This window comes from Microbacterium sp., assembly GCF_030149085.1.
In the GTDB taxonomy this organism is placed as follows: domain Bacteria; phylum Actinomycetota; class Actinomycetes; order Actinomycetales; family Microbacteriaceae; genus Microbacterium.
The window spans coordinates 1-18537 of the sequence record NZ_JASBSF010000036.1; the positions used below are offsets into that span (position 1 = coordinate 1).

Consider the following 18537-nt stretch of genomic DNA (forward strand, 5'->3'; position numbering starts at 1 on the left):
GCGGCGACCACGGTTTCGTACAGCTGCTGGGTGCGCTGCGGAGTCAAAGCACCGGCCACCGTGACTCCGGCGTCACGGATCTGCTGCAGTCGCTCACGGATGAGCTCGGGCTTGATCGGCTCGGAGTAGAGCTCCTGCATCCGGCAGGTTGCCGTCGCCTCGTCGAGAGACGCGATCTCAGCCAGCAGCGGCTCGGGGTCGTCGTACCGGGTCCAGAGCCCCTCGAGATCGAGGACACCGAGTCCGCCGAGCTGACCGAGCATGATCGCCGTCTGCGGGCTCACAACCGAATCCATCGGGGCGCCGAGCACCGGGATGTCGAACTGGAACGCGTCGATCGACCATGCAGTCGAGACATCCTCGGGATTGCGGGTGCGGCGCGAGGGAACGACGGCGATGTCGTCGAACGAGTACGCGCGGCGAGCGCGCTTGGCGCGGCCGATCTCGATCTCCATGGTCACCAGCCCAGCCTACCGGTGGGGTGTGGCGATACCGCGCGTGATCCCAGCCCCGCGCCGAACCCACACGTTTCGGTCCCACCCCACACGCGATACGCGCCGGATCGCGTGGGTTCGCGGCGAATGGTGTGGGTTCGCCGCTCGGAAGAGGCGCCGCACAGCCATCACCACGGTTCGTTGCCGCGGGGCGCGACGTCGCGGACGGCGCGCATCGTGGTCGGGAAACAGGTGTCGAAGAGCTCATGGATGCCGTCATCCGTGTCGACCTCGTCGATGAGGCGCAACCCGATCATCGTGTTGATCAGCATCCCTTCGGCGAGGAACGCCTGGGCGGTGTTGGCGTCGAATCCGACGTCGTCCCGCAGGAACCGCCACACCCTCACGAAGCCCTGGCGGGCGGCGGGTCCGATCACCGGATGACCGCCGAGAAGGAACGCGTGCGAGAGGGTCTGGTGGAGTCCCCGTACCTGGAGAAGCCGAAGATAGACAGCCCCCATACGCTCCTGCGCCGGAGCGTCGGCGGGGGCGTCGAGTTCGGCGCGGAATCCGTCGAGCAGTTGATCGAGGGCGTCGTGCAACACAGCCAGGAACAGGGACTCCTTGGTCCCGAAGAGCCTCACGACATAGGGCTGACTGACTCCGGCAGCGCGCGCCACCTCGTCCGTCGTCGCTCCCTCGTACCCGCGCGCACCGAAGACAGCGTGAGCCGCCAGCAGGATTTCGGCACGGCGCTCGTCAGAACTCATGCGTCGTTGCGTGCCGTTATGAGCCATGCTTGACATGTTATCAGTCGATTACTACAGTCCAAGTAATCATGCGATTACATCAATGGAGGCGTCCGTGACCACCACGCTCGACCCGGCTCCCGTGCAGCCCTCGCAACGCGCCGCGCCGCGGCAGCGCGCTTTCGGCCTGGTGGTCGCGGCAGCGTCCGTACCGATGTTCATGGCAACCCTCGACAACCTCGTGATGACCAACGCGCTCCCGGTGCTCCACCGCGACCTCGGCGCGAGTGTCGAGGAACTGCAGTGGTTCGTGAACGCCTACACGCTCGCCTTCGCCGGCGCGATCCTGCTGGCATCCGCCCTGGGCGACCGGTTCGGGCGCCGGACGGTCTTCGCGATCGGAATCGCCGTCTTCGGGATCGGATCGGTGCTCGCAACTCTCAGCACCGATCCGTCGCAGCTGATCGTCGCTCGCGCCGTTCAAGGACTCGGCGGGGCCGGCATCTTCCCTCTGTCGCTCGCTCTGCTCTCAGGTGGCGTCTCCCCCGAACGTCGCCCGCTCGCCATCGGGATCTGGGGTGGCGTCTCGGGTCTCGGGGTCGCCGTCGGTCCGCTCGTGGGCGGCGCGATCATGGAGGGGTGGAACTGGCAGGCGATCTTCTGGCTGAACGTTCCGATCGCGATAGTCGCGATCCCCTTCGCCCTGTGGGCTCTGCGCAACGACCGCGGAGCACGCGTGCGCCTCGACCTGATCGGCGCCGTCATGATCGCCCCGAGCGTCGTCCTGCTGGTCCACGCGATCGTTCGCGGCAACGACGACGGCTGGGGATCATTCGGGGTCATCGCGGAGCTTGTCGCCGGCATCACGCTCCTGGCGGGATTCGTCGCCTGGCAGGCGCGAGCATCGGCTCCCCTCGTTCCTCTGCGCCTGTTCCGCGACCGAAGCTTCACCGTGACCAATATCGCGGGCTTCGGCTTCAGCTTCGGCACGTTCGGCGCGATCTTCCTGCTCATCCAGTACATGCAGGTTGTGCAGGGCGCCTCGCCCTGGGAGGCGGCGGTGCGTACGACGCCGTGGACGCTGGCGCCGATGGCGATCGCACCGCTCGCGGGTCTTCTCGCACCGCGTATCGGCACCCGCATCCTGATGGTCGTGGGGCTCGTGCTGCAGGCGACAGCGCTGCTCTGGATCGCCGCCATCCTGGATCTCGACACCCCCTACGTCGCGATGATCGCCCCCTTCGTGATCGCCGGCGTCGGGATGGGCCTCGTGTTCGCACCCTCGGCGACGGCGCTTCTGGCTACCCTCGGCATCGTCGATCACGCGAAGGCATCAGGTGTCAACTCGACGGTGCGCGAAATCGGACTCGCCCTCGGTACCGCGGTGCTCACGGCGATCTTCCTCGGCGCCGGCGGGGAGCTGGTTCCCGACCTCTACGTCGAGGCGGCGCGGCCCGCGGTGTTCGTGGGAGGCATTGTGCTGGTGATCAGCGCGGTCGCTGCCCTCTGGCTGCCTGCGGGACGTTCCGCGTCGGAGTCGCCGGCTCAGCCCGTCGCGACCTCGGCTGTCGCCGGCACGAGCACGCGCTCGGGACAGGTGTAGATCGCGAGACTCGAGCCGCGGCTGAACCCGACGAGGGTCATCCCGGATGCCGCCGCCAGATCCACCGCGAGCGACGAGGGCGCGCTGACGGCCGCGAGCACCGGGATACCGGCGAGCCGCGCCTTCTGCACGAGTTCGAACGAGGCGCGCCCCGACACCTGCAGCACTGTTCCTGAGAGCGGCAGACGGTCTTCGCGCACGGCCCACCCTACGATCTTGTCGACGGCGTTGTGGCGTCCGACGTCCTCGCGCAGGCACAGCAACTCCCCCTCGGCGGTGAACAGGCCCGCGGCGTGCACACCGCCGGTCCGGTCGAACAGGGCCTGGCTCTCGCGCAGCACGTCGGGAAGACGCGCGAGGATGCCGGCATCGATCCGGATGCCGTCGTCTGCGACCTCGAAGCGCGACTGCTTGCTGACAGCCTCGATCGAGGTGGTGCCGCAGATTCCACAGGCCGAGGTCGTCGTGGAGTGGCGAGCGTGGGCATCCGTCGGGGGCACCGCGCCACGCCCCAGCACGGCGTCAATGACGTTGTAGGTGTTCTCTTCCCGGCGACCGAACTCGTCGAATCCGGCGCAGTAGCGCAGTGAGGCTAGTTCATCCCTGGCCGCGATCACGCCTTCCGAAACGAGGAAGCCGGCCACGAGGTCGAAGTCATCGCCGGGAGTGCGCATCGTCACCGACCACGAGGTGCCGTCGATCCGGATTTCCAGCGGCTCTTCGCGGGCCACGATATCCTCCCGCGTCGACGTCGTTGCACCATCCGCGCCCTCGTTCCACCGCACGCGGGTCACGCGATGCCGCGTCATCCCTGTTGCCATCTCGGACCCCTTCGTTCAGTTCCCATTGTGCCCCGCACCCGCGCGACGGGGCCGGATGCCGAGGATCGGCGTTAGTCTCGGGAGAACAGGTCGACGTCGACCGGCGGCGTGGAGAGGTCACCCGCTCCCGCCGGAGAGTCCACCCGGAGAATCCACCATGGCAAAGTCCGCCCCCACTGCAGATATCGACGAGTCGAAGCTCCGTGTCTCGGCGCCAGCGACCGAAGCCGTCGGCGTGCCCGCCGTCATGCACGCCCTCGAGATGTCGATCGAGCAGATGGGTCTGGTGCGCAGCGCCCGGACGCTGCTGCGTGTGAACCAGAAGGACGGGTTCGACTGCCCGGGCTGCGCGTGGCCCGAGGAAGACAAGCGCCACATCGCCGAATTCTGCGAGAACGGCGCCAAGGCCGTTGCCGAAGAAGCGACGGTGCGCCGCGTGACTGCCGATTTCTTCGCGCGGCATTCGGTTGCCGACCTTCTGGAGCACGACGACTACTGGCTCGGGCAGCAGGGGCGCCTGGTCGAACCGATGATTCTCGACGAAGGCGCCACGCACTACCGTCCAGCGAGCTGGGACGAAGCCCTCGACCTGATCGCCGACGAACTGCGCGGTCTTGACAGCCCGGACGAGGCGATTTTCTACACGTCCGGTCGCACCTCGAACGAGGCAGCATTCCTCTACCAGCTGCTCGTGCGGGGCCTCGGCACGAACAACCTCCCGGACTGCTCGAACATGTGCCACGAGTCCAGCGGCGTCGCCCTGTCGCAGACGCTGGGTATCGGCAAGGGCACGGTCTCGATCGAAGACATCCACGACGCGAGCCTGATCATCGTGGCGGGGCAGAACCCGGGTACCAACCACCCCCGCATGCTCAGCGCCCTCGAAAAAGCGAAGATGAAGGGCGCGACGATCGTCGCGGTGAACCCCCTGCCCGAGGCCGGGCTCATGCGGTTCAAGAATCCGCAGATCCCGCGCGGTGTCATCGGGGACGGCACCCCGATCGCCGATCAGTTCGTGCAGATCCGGATGGGCGGCGACCAGGCCCTGTTCCAGGCGCTGGCCAAGCACCTGCTCGAGCAGCACGAGCGTCGCGTCGACGCGGGAGAGCCCGGCATCCTGGATGCCGACTTCTTGACGCAGCACACGAGCGACTTCGCCGCCTACGCGGACCTCATTCAGGCGGCATCCTGGAGCGAGTTCGAAACGGCGACGGGCCTCAGCGAAGCACGGATGCGGGAGATCGGCGGTCTTGTGATCGCGTCCCCCGCGACGATCGTGTGCTGGGCGATGGGCCTGACCCAGCACAAGCACTCGGTCGCGACGCTGCGCGATGTGGTCAACCTGCTCCTCCTGCAGGGGAACGTCGGGCGCCCGGGCGCTGGGGTGTGCCCGGTGCGCGGGCACTCCAACGTGCAGGGCGATCGCACGATGGGCATCTACGAGAAGATGCCCGAACCGTTCCTCGAGGCCCTCGACGCGGAGTTCTCGTTCGCGGCTCCCCGTAAGCACGGCTACGACACCGTTGAAGCGATCCGGGCCATGCGCGACGGCAAGGCGCGCTTTTTCATGGGGATGGGCGGCAACTTCGTCTCAGCCACCCCCGACACCGCCGTGACGGAAGCCGCCATGCGAAACCTCCGACTCACCGTCGAGGTCTCGACCAAGCTCAACCGCTCGCACCTCGTGACCGGCACGCGCGCCGTCATCCTCCCGACTCTCGGCCGCACCGATCGCGACCACCGCGGCGGAATCGACCAGCGCGTCACCGTCGAGGATTCCATGGGCGCTGTCCACGCATCGCGAGGGCGTCTGAAGCCCCCCGCCGACGACATGCTGTCGGAAGTGGCGATCGTCGCTCGGATCGCCGAGCGCTTGTTCGCAGGGCCCAACGCCCTACCGAATGCTCCCCGGGCCGACTGGAAAGCCATCGAGGCCGACTACGCGACGGTGCGCGCGCACATCCAGGCCGTCATTCCGGGGTTCGATGACTACGAGGCGCGCATCGCGAAGGGGCGCACCTTCTTCCTCCCCAACGGCCCCCGTGACGAGCGCCGCTTCACGACAGTCACCGGCAAGGCGCTCTTCACAGCCAACGAGCTCGAGTACCCGACGATCCCCGAGGGACACCTGCTGCTGCAGACCCTGCGCAGCCACGACCAGTACAACACCACGATCTACGGCAAGGACGACCGGTACCGCGGCATCCGTGACGGGCGTCGCGTCGTACTCGTGAACAGCACGGATGCCGAAGCCGCGGGCGTCGCCGACGGCGAGATCGTCGACCTCGTATCGGTGTGGACCGACGGAACCGAGCGGCGTGCCGAGGAGTTCCGGGTGGTGCACTACGACACCCCCGTCGGCAACGCCGCGGCCTATTACCCCGAGACGAACGTCCTCGTTCCGTTGGATTCGACGGCCGACGGTTCGGGCACGCCGACCTCGAAATCCGTGATCATCCGGCTCGAGCGCCGGGGTTCGGGCGCTGGCACTGACACGGCGGCGGGGCGGCCGAGCTCGTGACAGCCGCCACGGATGCTGCCGTCGTAGCCTCGAGCGGGGCGGGCGTTCGCGCTGCCGTCGTGACGGCATCCGACCGCGCGGCATCCGGGGAGCGTCCGGATGCGACAGGACCGGGGCTCGTGCGGCGACTTGTCGAAGCGGGGTATGCGTGCGATGTCGCAGCCGTCGTCGCCGACGGGCAGGAATCGGTTGCCGGCGGCATCCGTCGGGCGCTGGATGCCGGTGCCCGCGTGATCATCACGACCGGCGGCACGGGAGTGGGGCCGCGCGATCGCACTCCCGAGGCAACTCACACAGTCATCGACCGGGAGATTCCTGGCCTTGCCGAACTGCTGCGACGCGAGGGGGCGGCATCCACGCCGATGGCTGCGCTCTCGCGCGGCATCGTCGGCGTCGTCGACGGGCCCGGTTCGGTGATCGCGAATCTACCCGGCTCGACGCGCGGTGCCACTGAGGGCCTCGAGACGCTGCTGCCGCTGCTGCCGCACGTGCTCGATCAGCTCACGGGCGGTGATCACTGATGACAGAGCATGCCGTGCGGATCGCACGGATCAGCGACGTACCCCTCGACCTCGCGGCGCACATCGCGGCGGTATCCGGCCCGACGGCAGGCGGCATTGCTACCTTCATCGGCACGGTCCGCGACCACGATCCGGGCGCGCACGGTGAGGTGACGCTTCTCGAGTACTCGTCGCATCCGGACGCCGAGCGGATTCTGGGCGAGATCGCGGCGTCCTGTCTCGCTGAGACTGACGCCGAGTGCTCCATCGCCGTCACGCACCGCATCGGAAAGCTCGCTGTCGGCGACCTCGCCGTGGTCGTCGCAGTCTCGAGCGCCCACCGCGCTCCCGCGTTCGAGGTGTGCCGGTCGCTGATCGAGCGCATCAAGACCGACCTACCGATCTGGAAGCGTCAGCACGAGCACGACGGCACCGCGAGCTGGGTGGGGCTCGACGCATGAGTGCGGTCCCCCTGCCCCTGCCGACGACGCTCGCCCGCCCCGACGGCGTCGATGCAGCGCCCAGCGAGCGTGCGGCACCCGGCTCGCGCGGGCAGTTGGTCGACAGGTTCGGCCGGGTCCATCGGGACCTGCGGATCTCGCTGACCGATCGCTGTTCGCTGCGCTGCACCTATTGCATGCCTGAGCAAGGTGTCGAATGGCTCGCCAAGAGCAGCATCCTGACGACTGACGAGATCGTGCGGGTTGCGGGCGTTCTCGCAAGCCTCGGCATCGTCGAGGTTCGGTTGACCGGCGGTGAGCCGTTGCTGCGCCGCGACATCGTGGATGTCGTGCGTCGCGTGGCCGCGATCGAGGGTGTCGCGGGCCCGCTCGAGGTGTCGATGACAACCAACGGACTCAAGCTCCCCGAGCTTGCCGAGCCGCTGCGAGAGGCGGGTCTTGCGCGGGTGAATGTCTCGATCGACACGCTGCGGCGGGGCCGCTTCGCGGAGTTGACGCGCCGCGATCGCCTGGATGACGTTCTGCGCGGCATCCGTGCGGCCCGCCGCGCCGGGTTCTCGCCGCTCAAGCTCAACGCGGTGCCGATGCGCGGCGTCAACGACGACGAGATCGTCGACCTGGTGCAGTTCGCGGTCGACAACGGCGCGCAGATGCGGTTCATCGAGCAGATGCCGCTGGATCCCGGGCACACCTGGTCGCGCACCGAGATGGTCGATGCCAGCGAGATTCTCGACAAGCTCACGCAGCGCTTCACGCTCACACCGATCGGCGAGCGCGGTTCATCGCCGTCGCAGGACTACCTCGTGGATGGCGGGCCGACCACTGTCGGGCTCATCGCGTCGGTGTCAGCTCCGTTCTGCGGCGCGTGCGACCGCGTGCGGCTGACTGCTGACGGGCAGATTCGCAACTGCCTGTTCGCCCGCGAGGAGTCCGATCTGCTGCCGCTACTGCGCGGAACCGAGGGCCAGGCTCCGGCTGACGACGACGCGATAGCCGAGCTGCTGCGCCGGTCGATCGCGGGCAAGCGCGCCGGTCACGGCATCGACGACCCCGGATTCCTCCAGCCCCAGCGCCCCATGAGCGCGATCGGCGGCTGACCCCCGGCATCCACGCCCCCGCGACGTGCCCGCGCTAGGTTCGCAGAATCGCGCGTACGTCGCACCGCCACGGCCTCATCTTGCGAACCTCGCGCGATTCTGCGGACTTCGGACGCGCTCAGCCGCCGGCGAAGGGCGGCAGGATGTCGACGACATCGGATGCCGACAGCGGCATATCGGCATCCGTGCGCTCTCCGTTGACGAGCACCGCGCACCGCGGCAGCACGAATCCGAGGCGTTCGTGGTCACGCACGATCGCAGCGCGCAGGGCGTCGAGCGTCACCTCGCCGCGGATCTCTTCCTCGGCACCGGCCGCGTCAGCTGCGCCGGCGAAGTAGCGAACCGTCGCCATCAGACTCCGCTCCCGTCGCTGCGAGGAGCACGACCCTCGGCCCACGCGCCGGCGAGCGCAACGACTTCGGCGAGGGCAGCCGCCGTGTCGTCGGGACTGCCGCCCGCACGGCCGGCAACGAGCCCTGCGACGAAAGCGCTTAACGGCGCAGCGGGGCGCGCGACGTCATGCGCGACATCGCGCGCGAGGTCGAGAACGAGCGCGATCGGAACCTGCTCGGCATCCAGACCGAAGCGGTCGCGCAGGATCGAGGACCACTCATCGAGCGCCTCGGGCGGAAGGGTGCGGTCGTTCATGCGGGCTCCTGACTCTCGAGACCGGGCACGGGACAGATCCTGCCACGTGTCGACATCGGTCGTCACCCCGGTGGCATCCGGCAGATCTCGGCAGTGCAGGCCGGCGAACAGATCACTCATCCGCGCCCCCACCGGATTCGTCAGTCTGGCAGTGGCCTCGGCGAGCACCTGCGTCCGAATCCGGGCACAGAGCCACTGGCGGCGACCGGCACCGTCCACGAGCACGATCCCGTCCACGCCTGCGGAGTCGCCCCGACCCGCCGCGACGAGGGCCGCCACGGTGCGATCGCCTGCGGCGAGGTCGCCGGCCAACAGCAGCACCTCGTCGGCATCCACGCGGCCGATCACTGCGGTGATCGCGGCGACCGGCCCGCCTCCTGCCGGTTCCTCGCGCATCACCACGACGCGCGATGCGGCCGACTGTCCCGAACGCAGGATGAACGGCGCACCCGTACCCGTCGGCGCGGCTCCGTAGGGCATTGATCCTGCACTCGGCCCGGCCTCGGCAGGGTAGCGACCCGTCGCCGGGTCGGCCGGCGGGGCGCCGACGACGATGACTGTCCCATCACACGCGTCGAGCGCGGCATCCGTCGTACGTCGCAGCATCGACCGACCAGCGACCTCCAGGGCGGTCTTGTCGACACCGCCCATCCGCGATGCCCGGCCTCCCGACAGGATGATCGCACCGATCCGGGCTCGCGAACGGGGGGCGGACACACCCGGACCTGAAACCGGGTCGTCAGGCATCACTCCGCACGCGTCCACGATCCCGAGCGGCCGCCCTCTTTGGCGGTGATGCAGGCATCCGTGATGGTGACGGTGCGGTCGATGCCCTTGACCATGTCGACCACCGAGAGCGCAGCGACGGTCACGGCGGTCAGCGCCTCCATCTCGACCCCGGTGCGGTCGGCGGTGCGCACCGTCGCGGTGATGCTCATTCCGGCATCCTCGATCTGCAGGTCCACGACGACGCCGTGCACCCCGATAACGTGCGCGAGCGGCAGCAGTTCGGGGGTGCGCTTGGCGGCCTGGATACCGGCGATCCGCGCGACCGCGAGCACATCACCCTTCGGCACACTGCCCTCACGCAGCGCCGCGACGGTGCCGGGAGCCATCGAGACGAAGGCGCGCGCGGAGGCCGCACGCACCGTCGGCTGCTTGCCGGTGACATCCACCATGCGGGCGTGACCGGACTCGTCGAGGTGCGTGAAACTCATGTCACCAGCATGACATCGACGAGATCGCCCGCGGCCACCTCCTCGACGGATGCCCGAACCACTGCCCACGCCTCCGCAAGCGCGAGCGCACCGGCGCGGTGGGAACCGGATCCGCCCGCTGTCGCCGGACGCACCGTCCATACCGCGGGATCCGACCGATCGATTGCGACGGGCATGAACTGCTCGCGACCGGGCGGCGTGCGCCATCCGGTCGAGACTCGCAGGCGCACGATCGGGCGCAGCACGTCATGTCTGCCCTGCATCCGCAGCAGCGCCGGGCGCACAAATGCCTCGAACGACACGGCGACGCTCACGGGGTTCCCGGGCAGGCAGAAGACCGGGATGCCGCCGACGGCGCCGTGCCCCTGCGGCTTGCCGGGCTGCATCGCGACCGTCAGGAACTGCACACCTGTCGGTTCGAGCACCTCCCGCACCACCTCGTAGGCTCCAACGCTCGCCCCGCCGGTCAGCACGATCGCGTCCGGGGAGTCGGCTTCGACGCGGGCGAGTACCCGCCGCAACACCGCCGGGTCATCGCCGACGCGGATGAGCTCGGTGACCACACCGTCAGCTGCTCGCACGAGTCCGTCGAGCAGCAGCCCGTTCGACTCGGGGATCTGCCCCGGCCCGACAGGCTCACCAGGCGCGACCAGCTCGTCGCCGCTGGCGATCACCACAACGCGCGGGGCCGGGCGAACGAGCACGGATGCCGCACCGGCCGCTGCCGCCGCCGATCGCTGCAACGCGCCCAGCCGCTCGCCTGCCGCGACCACGGCATCCCCGACCGAGACGTCATCTCCCCGGCCGCGGATGTGCGCGCCGGGGGTCGGCGCGGCGTCGAGGTGAATGACCGATCCCGGCGCGACGTCACGGAACGGCTCCGCGGTCTGCTCGTGCGGCACGATGGCGTCGGCTCCCGCCGGAAGCGGAGCGCCTGTCATGATCCGGGCTGCTTCCCCGGGCCCGATGCTGGCGCCGGGGGCAACGCCTGCCGGGATGTCGGCGACGACGGTGCGCGGGACGGCTCCGTCGCCGGTCCGGACGGCGTAGCCATCCATCGCGGAATTGTCGAAGGCGGGGATCTCGAGGGTCGCAACGACAGGTTCCGCGGTCGTGCGACCCCAGGCATCCGTGATGGAGACCCGCACCGGCGTCAAGGGCGTGGTCGCCGCGAGGATCGCGTCGCGATGCTCGGCGACAGTGCGCGTGAAGCTCATGCGTGTGACGGCGCAGGAACGGCGGATGCCGAGCGGACCGGGAGTTCTCGCATCGTTCCGGCGAGGGCGTCGATGACGGCGATCCGCCCGAGCAGCGGGCGCCCCTCACCGACGATGAGCTTGATCGCCTCGGATGCCATGAGCGACCCGGTCTGCATGCAGACAGAGGCCAGCACGCCGACCTGCTCGCACGTGACGACCTGGCCGGTCGATCCGACGGGGAACAGGTCGCTCAGGCGCACCGGATCCACGCCGGCGGGTGGCGCCGACCAGAAGACGGTCACCTGCGACCAGAACTCCAGCACGCTCCCCCACACGACCGGCAGTCCGAGCTCTGCGGCCCCGGCATCCACGATGTCGCGGGTCTCGAAGGTGTCAGACCCGTCGAGCACGAGGTCGTAGCCAGACAGGATCTCGAGCGCGTTCGCCGCGGTCAGGCGCACCGGATGCTCGATCACCCGCACGCCGGGTGCGAGGCCGCGCGCACGAGCCGCGGCGCTCTCGGTCTTCGGCTCGCCGACTGTGTCAACGGAGTGGATGATCTGCCGGTGCAGGTTGGTCAGGTCCACGACGTCGTCGTCGATGATGCCGATCGTTCCGACGCCGGCGGCGGCGAGGGCCAGGATGACGGAGGACCCGAGCCCACCGGCTCCCACGACCGCGACGCGGGCTGCAGCGAGGCGGCGCTGACCCAGGTCACCGATAGCGAAGAGTTTTCGGTGGCGCGCGGTGCGGTCGCGTTCGGCATCCGTCAGCGCATCGACGGGCGCGACGAGAGGGGGAAGTGACATGTCCCTACGCTAGCCCCGCGCCAGCACGCCTGGGCCTCGCGGGGCAGCCGGCGCCAACTCCGCAGATTCGCACCAACTCCGCATCCGTGGGGCACAATCCTGCGAACCTCGCGCGATTCTGCGGACTTGGGGCACGCTGGCAGAGGCCAGCTCCCGGATTCCGCGAGCTGCCCTACGCGACCGAGTAGCGCCCCGACGCGATGGCCCGCGCGCGGGCTTTGGCGGCCTCTTCTTCGCGGTTCTTCGGCGGCGTCACCGCGACGAGGTCGTCGAGCAGGTGCTGGGTAGCGTGGGCGATCTCGTGGACCGCACGGTCGAAGGCATCCTGGTTGGCCTTGGACGGCTTGGTCGTCCCGGCGATCTTGCGGACGTACTGCAAAGCCGCCGCGTGCACCTCATCCGAGGTCGCAGCCGGCTCGAAGTTGTGAAGGGTGTGGATGTTCCGGCACATGCCCCGACCATACGCCCGCCCCGCGCGGCTCGACCACCCCACCCCCGGGCCGTGCTTGGCGCCACGAAGTTCGCAGAATCACGCGAAGTTCGCACGATTGCCGCGGCATCCTGCGAACCTGGCGCGATTCTGCGGACCTGGATGATGCAGGGACGCGGCGCGGGTGGGCTCAGGATGCGAGGTGCAGACGTGCCGCGAGGGCGCGACGGATGCTGCGCTCGACTGCCGGCCAGTCGTGAACGATCTGCGCGTAGCTCAAGCGCATGACGGTGTATCCGCGAAGCGCGAGCTCGGCGTCGTGCGCGATGTCCTTCGTGCGCTGCGCGCTTGAGGAATGATGCGCGAACCCGTCGATCTGCAGCACGAGCCGCTCGCCGATCAGGAGGTCGACGAACCGTCCGGCGATCCTCGCCTGTTGCACCACCGGAACGCCCCAGCGGCGCAGCGGCAGGACGACGAGGGTCTCCAGCCCCGAGTCGGAGAGCCCGATAACCTCCCCGGCCAGCTCTCGCGCGGCCCGGGAGGTCCAGGGGATGCACCTGAGCGCCTCGGGCGCAAGACCTTCCACACGAACCGCGGACTCCCACACGGCGAGAGCCGCGTCATGGGGAACGCATCCAGCGACGTGAGCCAGAGCATCCTCAACCGTCGCCGTGAGGTCGCGGCCAGGCGGCGAGAGAGGAATCGTCCAGTGGAGCCGTCCTGGCCATCCGTCCGGAAGGCGCGCAGAACCGGAGCCGGGGACCATATGCAGATGGGGATGCGGGTCCAGGTCTGGCGGCATCCACCACCCCCTTCTGCGCGCGAGGGACAGACACGAAATCCGCCCGCCCGCGGTGGCCGCGGTGACGAGATCGGGCGCGGCATCCGGAAGGGTCACCCACGCGCGACGGATGACGCGTGCCCTCCCGTCCCGCACGAACCCGCGCAATGCCGCGACCCCGTACCCGGCACGCAAGACGTCGCTCCGGTGCGCAATGCCGCGCCGTTCCCGCAACCACTCTTCGAGCTCTGACGTCACACCGCGAGTCTGTGCCGTCAGCGAGCGCAACGACCGCGGACGGCATCCTTCTGCACGCTCCTGGCGGCGCGGCTGCGCTGGGGAGGAGCCGCCAACGTCGCAGAATCGCGCCAACTCCACAGGCTTCAGGCCAGAAAGTGCGGGGTTGGCGCGAATCTGCGAACCTCGCGGACCCGAGACGGGTGCGGCGAGACAGACGGATGCCGCGGGTCAGCGCTTGTAGTTCGGGGCTTCGACCACGATCTGCACGTCGTGCGGGTGCGATTCCTTGAGGCCGGCAGACGTGATGCGGACGAACTTGCCCTTGGCTTTGAGCTCTTCGACGGTGCGGGCACCGACGTAGAACATGGACTGCCGCAGGCCACCGACGAGCTGGTAGGCGACTGCCGCGAGCGGACCGCGATAGGCGACCTGCCCCTCGATGCCCTCGGGGATGAGCTTGTCGTCGGTGGGGACGTCGGCCTGGAAGTAACGGTCCTTTGAGTAGGAGGTCTTCTTGCCGCGCGTCTGCAGCGCACCGAGCGATCCCATGCCCCGGTACTGCTTGAACTGCTTGCCGCCCTGGAAGACGATCTCGCCCGGGGCTTCGTCGGTGCCGGCGAACAGCGACCCGATCATGACCGAGTCCGCGCCCGCGACCAGGGCCTTGGCGATGTCGCCCGAGTACTGCAGGCCACCGTCGGCGATGACCGGAACCCCGGCCTCTCGCGCAGCCTGGAAGGCCTCGTAGATCGCAGTGATCTGCGGAACGCCGACGCCGGCGACAATGCGGGTCGTGCAGATCGACCCGGGGCCCACGCCGACCTTCACGGCATCCACCCCGGCGTCGATGAGTGCTTGCGCGCCTTCACGGGTCGCGACGTTGCCGCCGATGATGTCGATGCCCGCGAATGACGGATCAGCCTTGAGCCGTCGCACGATGTCGATGACGCCCGCCGACTGACCGTTGGCGGTGTCGACGACGAGAACATCCACCCCGACATCCCGCAGCGCCTCGGCGCGTTCCCACGCGTCGCCGAAGAACCCGATCGCAGCACCCACGCGTAGGCGGCCGTGCTCATCCTTGGTGGCAAGCGGGTACTTCTCGCTCTTATCGAAGTCCTTGATGGTGATCAGGCCAGCGAGCTTGCCGTTATCGTCGATGAGCGGGAGCTTCTCGACGCGATGCTTGGCGAAGGTGGCGATGACATCGTTCGCGCCGATCCCGACGGGAGCCGTGATGAGACCCTCGCTGGTCATGACGTCCTTGACGAGGGTGGTCTTGCGCTCGAAGCCCGACACGAACCGCATGTCGCGGTTGGTGACGATGCCGACGAGCGTCCCGTCGTCGTCGACGACGGGGAGGCCCGAGATGCGGTAGGTCGCGCACATCGCGTCGACCTCTTCGATCGTGGCGTCGGGAGTCGTGGTCACAGGGTCGGAGATCATGCCCGACTCGCTGCGCTTGACGCGGTCGACCTGAGATGCCTGATCTTCGATCGAGAGGTTCCGGTGCAGGATGCCGAGGCCTCCCTCTCGGGCGACCGCGATCGCCATCCGCGCCTCGGTGACGGTGTCCATAGCGCTGGAAATGAGCGGGATCGCAACGGTGATGCGGCGCGTCACCCGCGATGAGGTGTCGGCCTCGCTCGGGATGACGTCAGTGTGACCCGGCAGCAGAAGCACGTCGTCATAGGTGAGTCCGACGAATCCGAACGGGTCGTGAGTGTCCATGCTTCTCCTGCGGTCGCGAGCCTTATAGAGAATTCTACGTTCGCGGGCACGCCGGCATTCCCGGGCGGCGGCCGCGGTGGGCTCGGCAACGGATTGGGATCGTTCTCAGCCGAATATGCCCCGGAAACACCGCCGACACATTACGCTCGTACGGTCGTCTATCACGGTCGAAGCGACTTCCTCGGCCGTTGCCGTCCGGGAGGTCTGAGTGACACATCCGAATGCCCGAGCCAGGACGACGCGCAATCGCGCGGGTGCGCTTCTGGCGTTGGCACTGACCCTCATGGGCCTTCTCGCCTTGCCGACCGCGGCGCACGCGGCCGAGGACGATCCCTACCGTATCAGCGGCAACGTGCAGCTCGAGGGCGAGCCGCTCGAGGGCGTCGAGCTCACGGTGGACGGTCCCGGCGGCGAACAGACAGTCGAGACAGACGCCAGCGGGCAGTGGTCGGTCGGGGTGCCCGAACGCAATGCTGATTACACAGTCACCCTCAACGAGGAGACGCTCCCCGAGGGCATCGCTGTCATCGACGAGACCGGCGAAGACACCTCGCCCAATGTCCGTGAGGTCACCGTCGGGCCGGGTGGCCGCGTCACGACGAACTTCTTCATCGGTGAAGGCGAACGCAACACGACGAGCTTCATCGATCAGTTGCTAGAGCGGCTGGTCAATGGCGTCAACTTCGGGTTGATGCTGGCGCTGGCGGCCATCGGCCTGTCGCTCGTCTACGGCACGACCGGGATCTCGAACTTCGCCCACGGCGAGATGGTCACCTTCGGGGCCCTCATAGCGCTGCTGTTCGCCGTGGGATTGAGTCTGCCGCTGCTCGTGGCAGTCCCGCTGGCGGTGATCGTGTCAGGTGCATTCGGGTACGCGATGGATGCCGGGCTCTGGCGCCCCCTGCGCCGAAAGGGCCTCGGCGTCGTACAGCTGATGATCGTGTCGATCGGGCTCTCGCTGGCCCTCCGCTACATCTTCCAGATGTTCGTCGGCGGCGGCACCCTGCAGCTGCCCAATCCGCTCTCCGGCGTCATCCCGCTGCCGGGATCGATCGTGCTGACCTGGATGGACCTGCTCAGCATGGTCATCTCGGTCGTCGTGATCATCCTCTTCGCTCTGTGGCTCACGCGCAGTCGGATCGGGCGCGCGACGCGGGCAGTGTCCGACAACCCATCGCTGGCGGCGGCATCCGGAATCGACGTGGACGCGATCGTACGGATCGTCTGGATCCTGGCGGCCTCCCTCGCCGGGCTCTCCGGCGTCCTGTGGGCCTACTTCCGCCCCGGCATCAAGTGGGACATGGGCTCGAGCATCCTGCTGCTGCTGTTTGCCGCGGTGGTCCTCGGCGGCCTCGGCACCGCCCTTGGCGCCCTGGTCGGATCCCTCATCGTCGGCATCCTCGTCGAGACCACGAGCCTGTTCGGGGTTCCCGACGATCTCAAGTATGTGGGCGCGCTGGTCGTCCTGATTCTGATCCTCCTCTTCCGACCACAGGGCATCCTGGGTCGAAAAGAGCGAGTGGGCTGAAGGGGGTACGACGATGGACTTCGGTCAGATTCTGAGCAACACGCTGAGCCAGATCCTCAGCCCCACCACCCTCGGCTTCGCGCTGGCGGCTATCGGCCTGTCGATCCACTTCGGCTTCGCGGGCCTGCTGAACATGGGTGTCGCCGGCTTCATGGCAGTCGGTGCTTACGGTTTCGCGATCTCGATCCTGACGTTCGGGCTGCCGTGGTGGGCGGCGGCGCTCGTCGGCTTCGTGCTCGCAGCGGTGTTCGCGCTGATTCTCGGCATCCCGACGCTGCGTCTTCGCGGCGACTACCTCGCGATCGTGACGATCGCCGCCGCCGAGGTCGTGCGGCTGCTGTTCCTCTCGACCGCCTACAAGGACGTCACCGGTTCTGCTGACGGCCTGTTCGGCTTCCAGGCCGAGTTCCGTGCGGCAAACCCGCTGCCGCAGGGGACCTATGGCTTCGGCCCGTGGACGTACACGAGCGATCAGTGGTGGGTCATCATCATCGGCCTGGCATTGACCGCGGTAGCCGTGCTGTTCACCTGGTCGCTGATGCGCAGCCCCTGGGGACGCGTCATCAAGGGCATCCGAGAAGACGAGGATGCCGTGCGGTCGCTCGGCAAGAACGTGTTCTCGTTCAAGATGCAGGCCCTCGTCATCGGTGGCGTCATCATCGCCGCCGGCGGCATCGTCACGGCGATGGGAACGAACGTCAACCCCAACGTCTACGTGACCTCGCAGACCTTCTTCATCTGGACGGCGCTGCTGCTGGGCGGGGCGGCGACGATCTTCGGCCCCGTGCTCGGCGCCGTGTTGTTCTGGGTCGTGCGAGCGTTCCTCTCCAACCTCCTTCCCGCGCTGGTGGATGCCGGGCTCTTGCCCTTCCTCTCGCGCGAGCAGGCACAGCAGTCGGTCTTCGTCCTGATCGGGGTCGCGCTCATGCTGCTGATCATCTTCCGCCCGCAGGGGATCCTCGGGAACAAGAAGGAGTTGAGCTTTGTCCGATGAGCCGCTCGCGCCGGTAGCGCGCCCCAAGACGACAGGCCTTCATGAGGGTGAGATCCGCCCGGGTGTCGCCAAGGTCGACCCGATCATCATCGCCGACGGCGTCAAGCGCACGTTCGGCGGCCTGACCGCCGTGAATGTCGAGCACCTCGAGATCCCGCGGAATGCGATCACCGCCCTGATCGGCCCGAACGGTGCCGGAAAGACGACGTTCTTCAACCTGCTCACCGGCTTCGACAAGCCCGATGAGGGGTCGTGGACCTTCGATGGCACAGCGCTCGCGGGAGTTCCCGCGTTCAAGGTGTCGCGGATGGGCGCGGTGCGCACGTTCCAGCTGACCAAGGCTCTGGGACTTCTGACAGTGCTCGAGAACATGAAGCTCGGTGCGACGGGGCAGCGGGGCGAGAGCTTCTTAGCGTCCCTCTTCCCGTTCCTGTGGCGAAAGCAGGATGCCGAGATCGAAGAGCGCGCCCGCGTGCTGCTGAAGAAATTCAAGCTCGACGCGAAGGAGTCCGATTTCGCGGCGAGCCTGTCGGGTGGCCAGCGCAAGCTCCTCGAGATGGCGCGAGCCCTCATGAGCTCGCCGCAGTTCGTGATGCTCGATGAGCCGATGGCTGGGGTGAACCCTGCGCTCACGCAGTCGCTGCTTGACCACATCCTGGACCTGAAGGACGAGGGCATGACGGTGCTGTTCGTCGAACACGACATGCACATGGTCCGTCACATCGCCGACTGGGTCGTCGTGATGGCCGAGGGCAAGATCGTCGCCGAGGG

Annotated in this window: 19 protein-coding genes; 8 read left to right on the top strand and 11 right to left on the bottom strand. The window is 68.2% G+C overall.

Annotated features, from left to right (window positions below):
* Together Q1V87_RS01405 and Q1V87_RS01410 are read right to left on the bottom strand one after the other, a co-directional pair.
* Positions 1-455, bottom strand: a 455-nt coding sequence (locus Q1V87_RS01405; RefSeq protein WP_300590554.1) for an IMP dehydrogenase, incomplete at its 3' end; no start/stop codon positions are given.
* 167 nt (positions 456-622) lie between these two features.
* Entirely contained in the window at positions 623-1204 is a 582-nt protein-coding gene (locus Q1V87_RS01410) for a TetR/AcrR family transcriptional regulator (protein WP_300590542.1), read from the bottom strand.
* 94 nt (positions 1205-1298) lie between these two features.
* Between Q1V87_RS01410 and Q1V87_RS01415 the strand changes: the two genes are divergently transcribed.
* On the top strand, positions 1299-2786 hold the full coding sequence (locus Q1V87_RS01415) for a DHA2 family efflux MFS transporter permease subunit (protein ID WP_300590543.1): 1488 nt from the start codon (positions 1299-1301) through the stop codon (positions 2784-2786).
* Here Q1V87_RS01415 and fdhD read toward each other — a convergent pair.
* On the bottom strand, positions 2729-3607 hold the full coding sequence (fdhD, locus tag Q1V87_RS01420; RefSeq protein WP_300590544.1) for a formate dehydrogenase accessory sulfurtransferase FdhD: 879 nt from the start codon (positions 3605-3607) through the stop codon (positions 2729-2731). The genes Q1V87_RS01415 and fdhD overlap by 58 nt on opposite strands.
* A 157-nt stretch (positions 3608-3764) precedes the next feature.
* On the opposite strand from fdhD, the gene Q1V87_RS01425 reads away from it, so the two are divergent.
* Genes Q1V87_RS01425 through moaA form a run of 4 tightly spaced genes read left to right on the top strand, consistent with a single transcriptional unit; the run spans position 3765 to position 8186 of the window.
* Positions 3765-6128, top strand: coding sequence for an FdhF/YdeP family oxidoreductase (locus Q1V87_RS01425; protein ID WP_300590545.1), 2364 nt, complete (start codon positions 3765-3767; stop codon positions 6126-6128).
* On the top strand, positions 6125-6649 hold the full coding sequence (locus Q1V87_RS01430) for a MogA/MoaB family molybdenum cofactor biosynthesis protein (protein ID WP_300590546.1): 525 nt from the start codon (positions 6125-6127) through the stop codon (positions 6647-6649). Before Q1V87_RS01425 ends, Q1V87_RS01430 begins: the two co-directional genes overlap by 4 nt.
* Complete coding sequence (locus Q1V87_RS01435; protein ID WP_300590547.1) at positions 6649-7089, top strand: molybdenum cofactor biosynthesis protein MoaE; 441 nt, start codon at positions 6649-6651, stop codon at positions 7087-7089. The genes Q1V87_RS01430 and Q1V87_RS01435 overlap by 1 nt, the downstream gene beginning before the upstream one ends.
* The gene (moaA, locus tag Q1V87_RS01440; RefSeq protein ID WP_300590548.1) at positions 7086-8186 is read left to right on the top strand and encodes a GTP 3',8-cyclase MoaA; all 1101 of its coding nucleotides are present in this window, start codon (positions 7086-7088) and stop codon (positions 8184-8186) included. Before Q1V87_RS01435 ends, moaA begins: the two co-directional genes overlap by 4 nt.
* A gap of 118 nt (positions 8187-8304) precedes the next feature.
* On the opposite strand, the gene Q1V87_RS01445 is transcribed toward moaA, so the two are convergent.
* The 8 genes from Q1V87_RS01445 to guaB form a co-directional block, all read right to left on the bottom strand.
* Positions 8305-8538: a MoaD/ThiS family protein gene (locus Q1V87_RS01445; RefSeq protein WP_292709882.1), complete on the bottom strand. Its 234-nt coding sequence runs from the start codon at positions 8536-8538 to the stop codon at positions 8305-8307.
* Positions 8538-9551, bottom strand: a complete 1014-nt coding sequence (locus Q1V87_RS01450) for a DUF6457 domain-containing protein (RefSeq protein ID WP_300590549.1) — start codon at positions 9549-9551, stop codon at positions 8538-8540. Before Q1V87_RS01450 ends, Q1V87_RS01445 begins: the two co-directional genes overlap by 1 nt.
* 29 nt (positions 9552-9580) lie before the next feature.
* Entirely contained in the window at positions 9581-10051 is a 471-nt protein-coding gene (moaC, locus tag Q1V87_RS01455; RefSeq protein WP_300590550.1) for a cyclic pyranopterin monophosphate synthase MoaC, read from the bottom strand.
* Positions 10048-11268 carry a gephyrin-like molybdotransferase Glp gene (glp, locus tag Q1V87_RS01460; protein WP_300590551.1) on the bottom strand — a complete coding sequence of 407 codons (1221 nt, stop codon included), beginning with the start codon at positions 11266-11268 and terminating at the stop codon, positions 10048-10050. Before glp ends, moaC begins: the two co-directional genes overlap by 4 nt.
* The gene (locus Q1V87_RS01465; RefSeq protein ID WP_292709874.1) at positions 11265-12059 is read right to left on the bottom strand and encodes a ThiF family adenylyltransferase; all 795 of its coding nucleotides are present in this window, start codon (positions 12057-12059) and stop codon (positions 11265-11267) included. The genes glp and Q1V87_RS01465 overlap by 4 nt, the downstream gene beginning before the upstream one ends.
* Before the next feature lie 172 nt (positions 12060-12231).
* On the bottom strand, positions 12232-12510 hold the full coding sequence (locus Q1V87_RS01470) for a DUF2277 domain-containing protein (RefSeq protein WP_195693077.1): 279 nt from the start codon (positions 12508-12510) through the stop codon (positions 12232-12234).
* A gap of 169 nt (positions 12511-12679) precedes the next feature.
* Positions 12680-13531: a DUF559 domain-containing protein gene (locus tag Q1V87_RS01475; protein ID WP_300590552.1), complete on the bottom strand. Its 852-nt coding sequence runs from the start codon at positions 13529-13531 to the stop codon at positions 12680-12682.
* A gap of 210 nt (positions 13532-13741) precedes the next feature.
* On the bottom strand, positions 13742-15244 hold the full coding sequence (gene guaB, locus Q1V87_RS01480; RefSeq protein WP_292799876.1) for an IMP dehydrogenase: 1503 nt from the start codon (positions 15242-15244) through the stop codon (positions 13742-13744).
* A 283-nt stretch (positions 15245-15527) separates the two neighbouring features.
* Here guaB and Q1V87_RS01485 point away from each other — a divergent pair, with 283 nt between their 5' ends.
* From Q1V87_RS01485 to Q1V87_RS01495, 3 genes are all read left to right on the top strand, one after another.
* The gene (locus tag Q1V87_RS01485) at positions 15528-16772 is read left to right on the top strand and encodes a branched-chain amino acid ABC transporter permease (protein ID WP_300590555.1); all 1245 of its coding nucleotides are present in this window, start codon (positions 15528-15530) and stop codon (positions 16770-16772) included.
* 13 nt (positions 16773-16785) lie between these two features.
* Positions 16786-17766, top strand: a complete 981-nt coding sequence (locus Q1V87_RS01490; protein ID WP_292709866.1) for a branched-chain amino acid ABC transporter permease — start codon at positions 16786-16788, stop codon at positions 17764-17766.
* Positions 17756-18537: ABC transporter ATP-binding protein (locus Q1V87_RS01495; protein WP_300590553.1), on the top strand; the 782-nt coding region annotated here is incomplete at its 3' end. The genes Q1V87_RS01490 and Q1V87_RS01495, both read left to right, overlap by 11 nt.

Bases quoted from the DNA above. Each gene is read 5' to 3' on its own strand.
- guaB (WP_292799876.1), bottom strand. From the start codon at position 15,244: ATGGACACTCACGACCCGTTCGGATTCGTCGGACTCACCTATGACGAC.
- Q1V87_RS01445 (WP_292709882.1), bottom strand. From the start codon at position 8,538: ATGGCGACGGTTCGCTACTTCGCCGGCGCAGCTGACGCGGCCGGTGCC.
- Q1V87_RS01425 (WP_300590545.1), top strand. From the start codon at position 3,765: ATGGCAAAGTCCGCCCCCACTGCAGATATCGACGAGTCGAAGCTCCGT.
- glp (WP_300590551.1), bottom strand. From the start codon at position 11,268: ATGAGCTTCACGCGCACTGTCGCCGAGCATCGCGACGCGATCCTCGCG.
- moaC (WP_300590550.1), bottom strand. From the start codon at position 10,051: ATGAGTTTCACGCACCTCGACGAGTCCGGTCACGCCCGCATGGTGGAT.
- moaA (WP_300590548.1), top strand. From the start codon at position 7,086: ATGAGTGCGGTCCCCCTGCCCCTGCCGACGACGCTCGCCCGCCCCGAC.
- Q1V87_RS01465 (WP_292709874.1), bottom strand. From the start codon at position 12,059: ATGTCACTTCCCCCTCTCGTCGCGCCCGTCGATGCGCTGACGGATGCC.
- fdhD (WP_300590544.1), bottom strand. From the start codon at position 3,607: ATGGCAACAGGGATGACGCGGCATCGCGTGACCCGCGTGCGGTGGAAC.
- Q1V87_RS01435 (WP_300590547.1), top strand. From the start codon at position 6,649: ATGACAGAGCATGCCGTGCGGATCGCACGGATCAGCGACGTACCCCTC.
- Q1V87_RS01470 (WP_195693077.1), bottom strand. From the start codon at position 12,510: ATGTGCCGGAACATCCACACCCTTCACAACTTCGAGCCGGCTGCGACC.
- Q1V87_RS01485 (WP_300590555.1), top strand. From the start codon at position 15,528: ATGGGCCTTCTCGCCTTGCCGACCGCGGCGCACGCGGCCGAGGACGAT.
- Q1V87_RS01410 (WP_300590542.1), bottom strand. From the start codon at position 1,204: ATGAGTTCTGACGAGCGCCGTGCCGAAATCCTGCTGGCGGCTCACGCT.
- Q1V87_RS01490 (WP_292709866.1), top strand. From the start codon at position 16,786: ATGGACTTCGGTCAGATTCTGAGCAACACGCTGAGCCAGATCCTCAGC.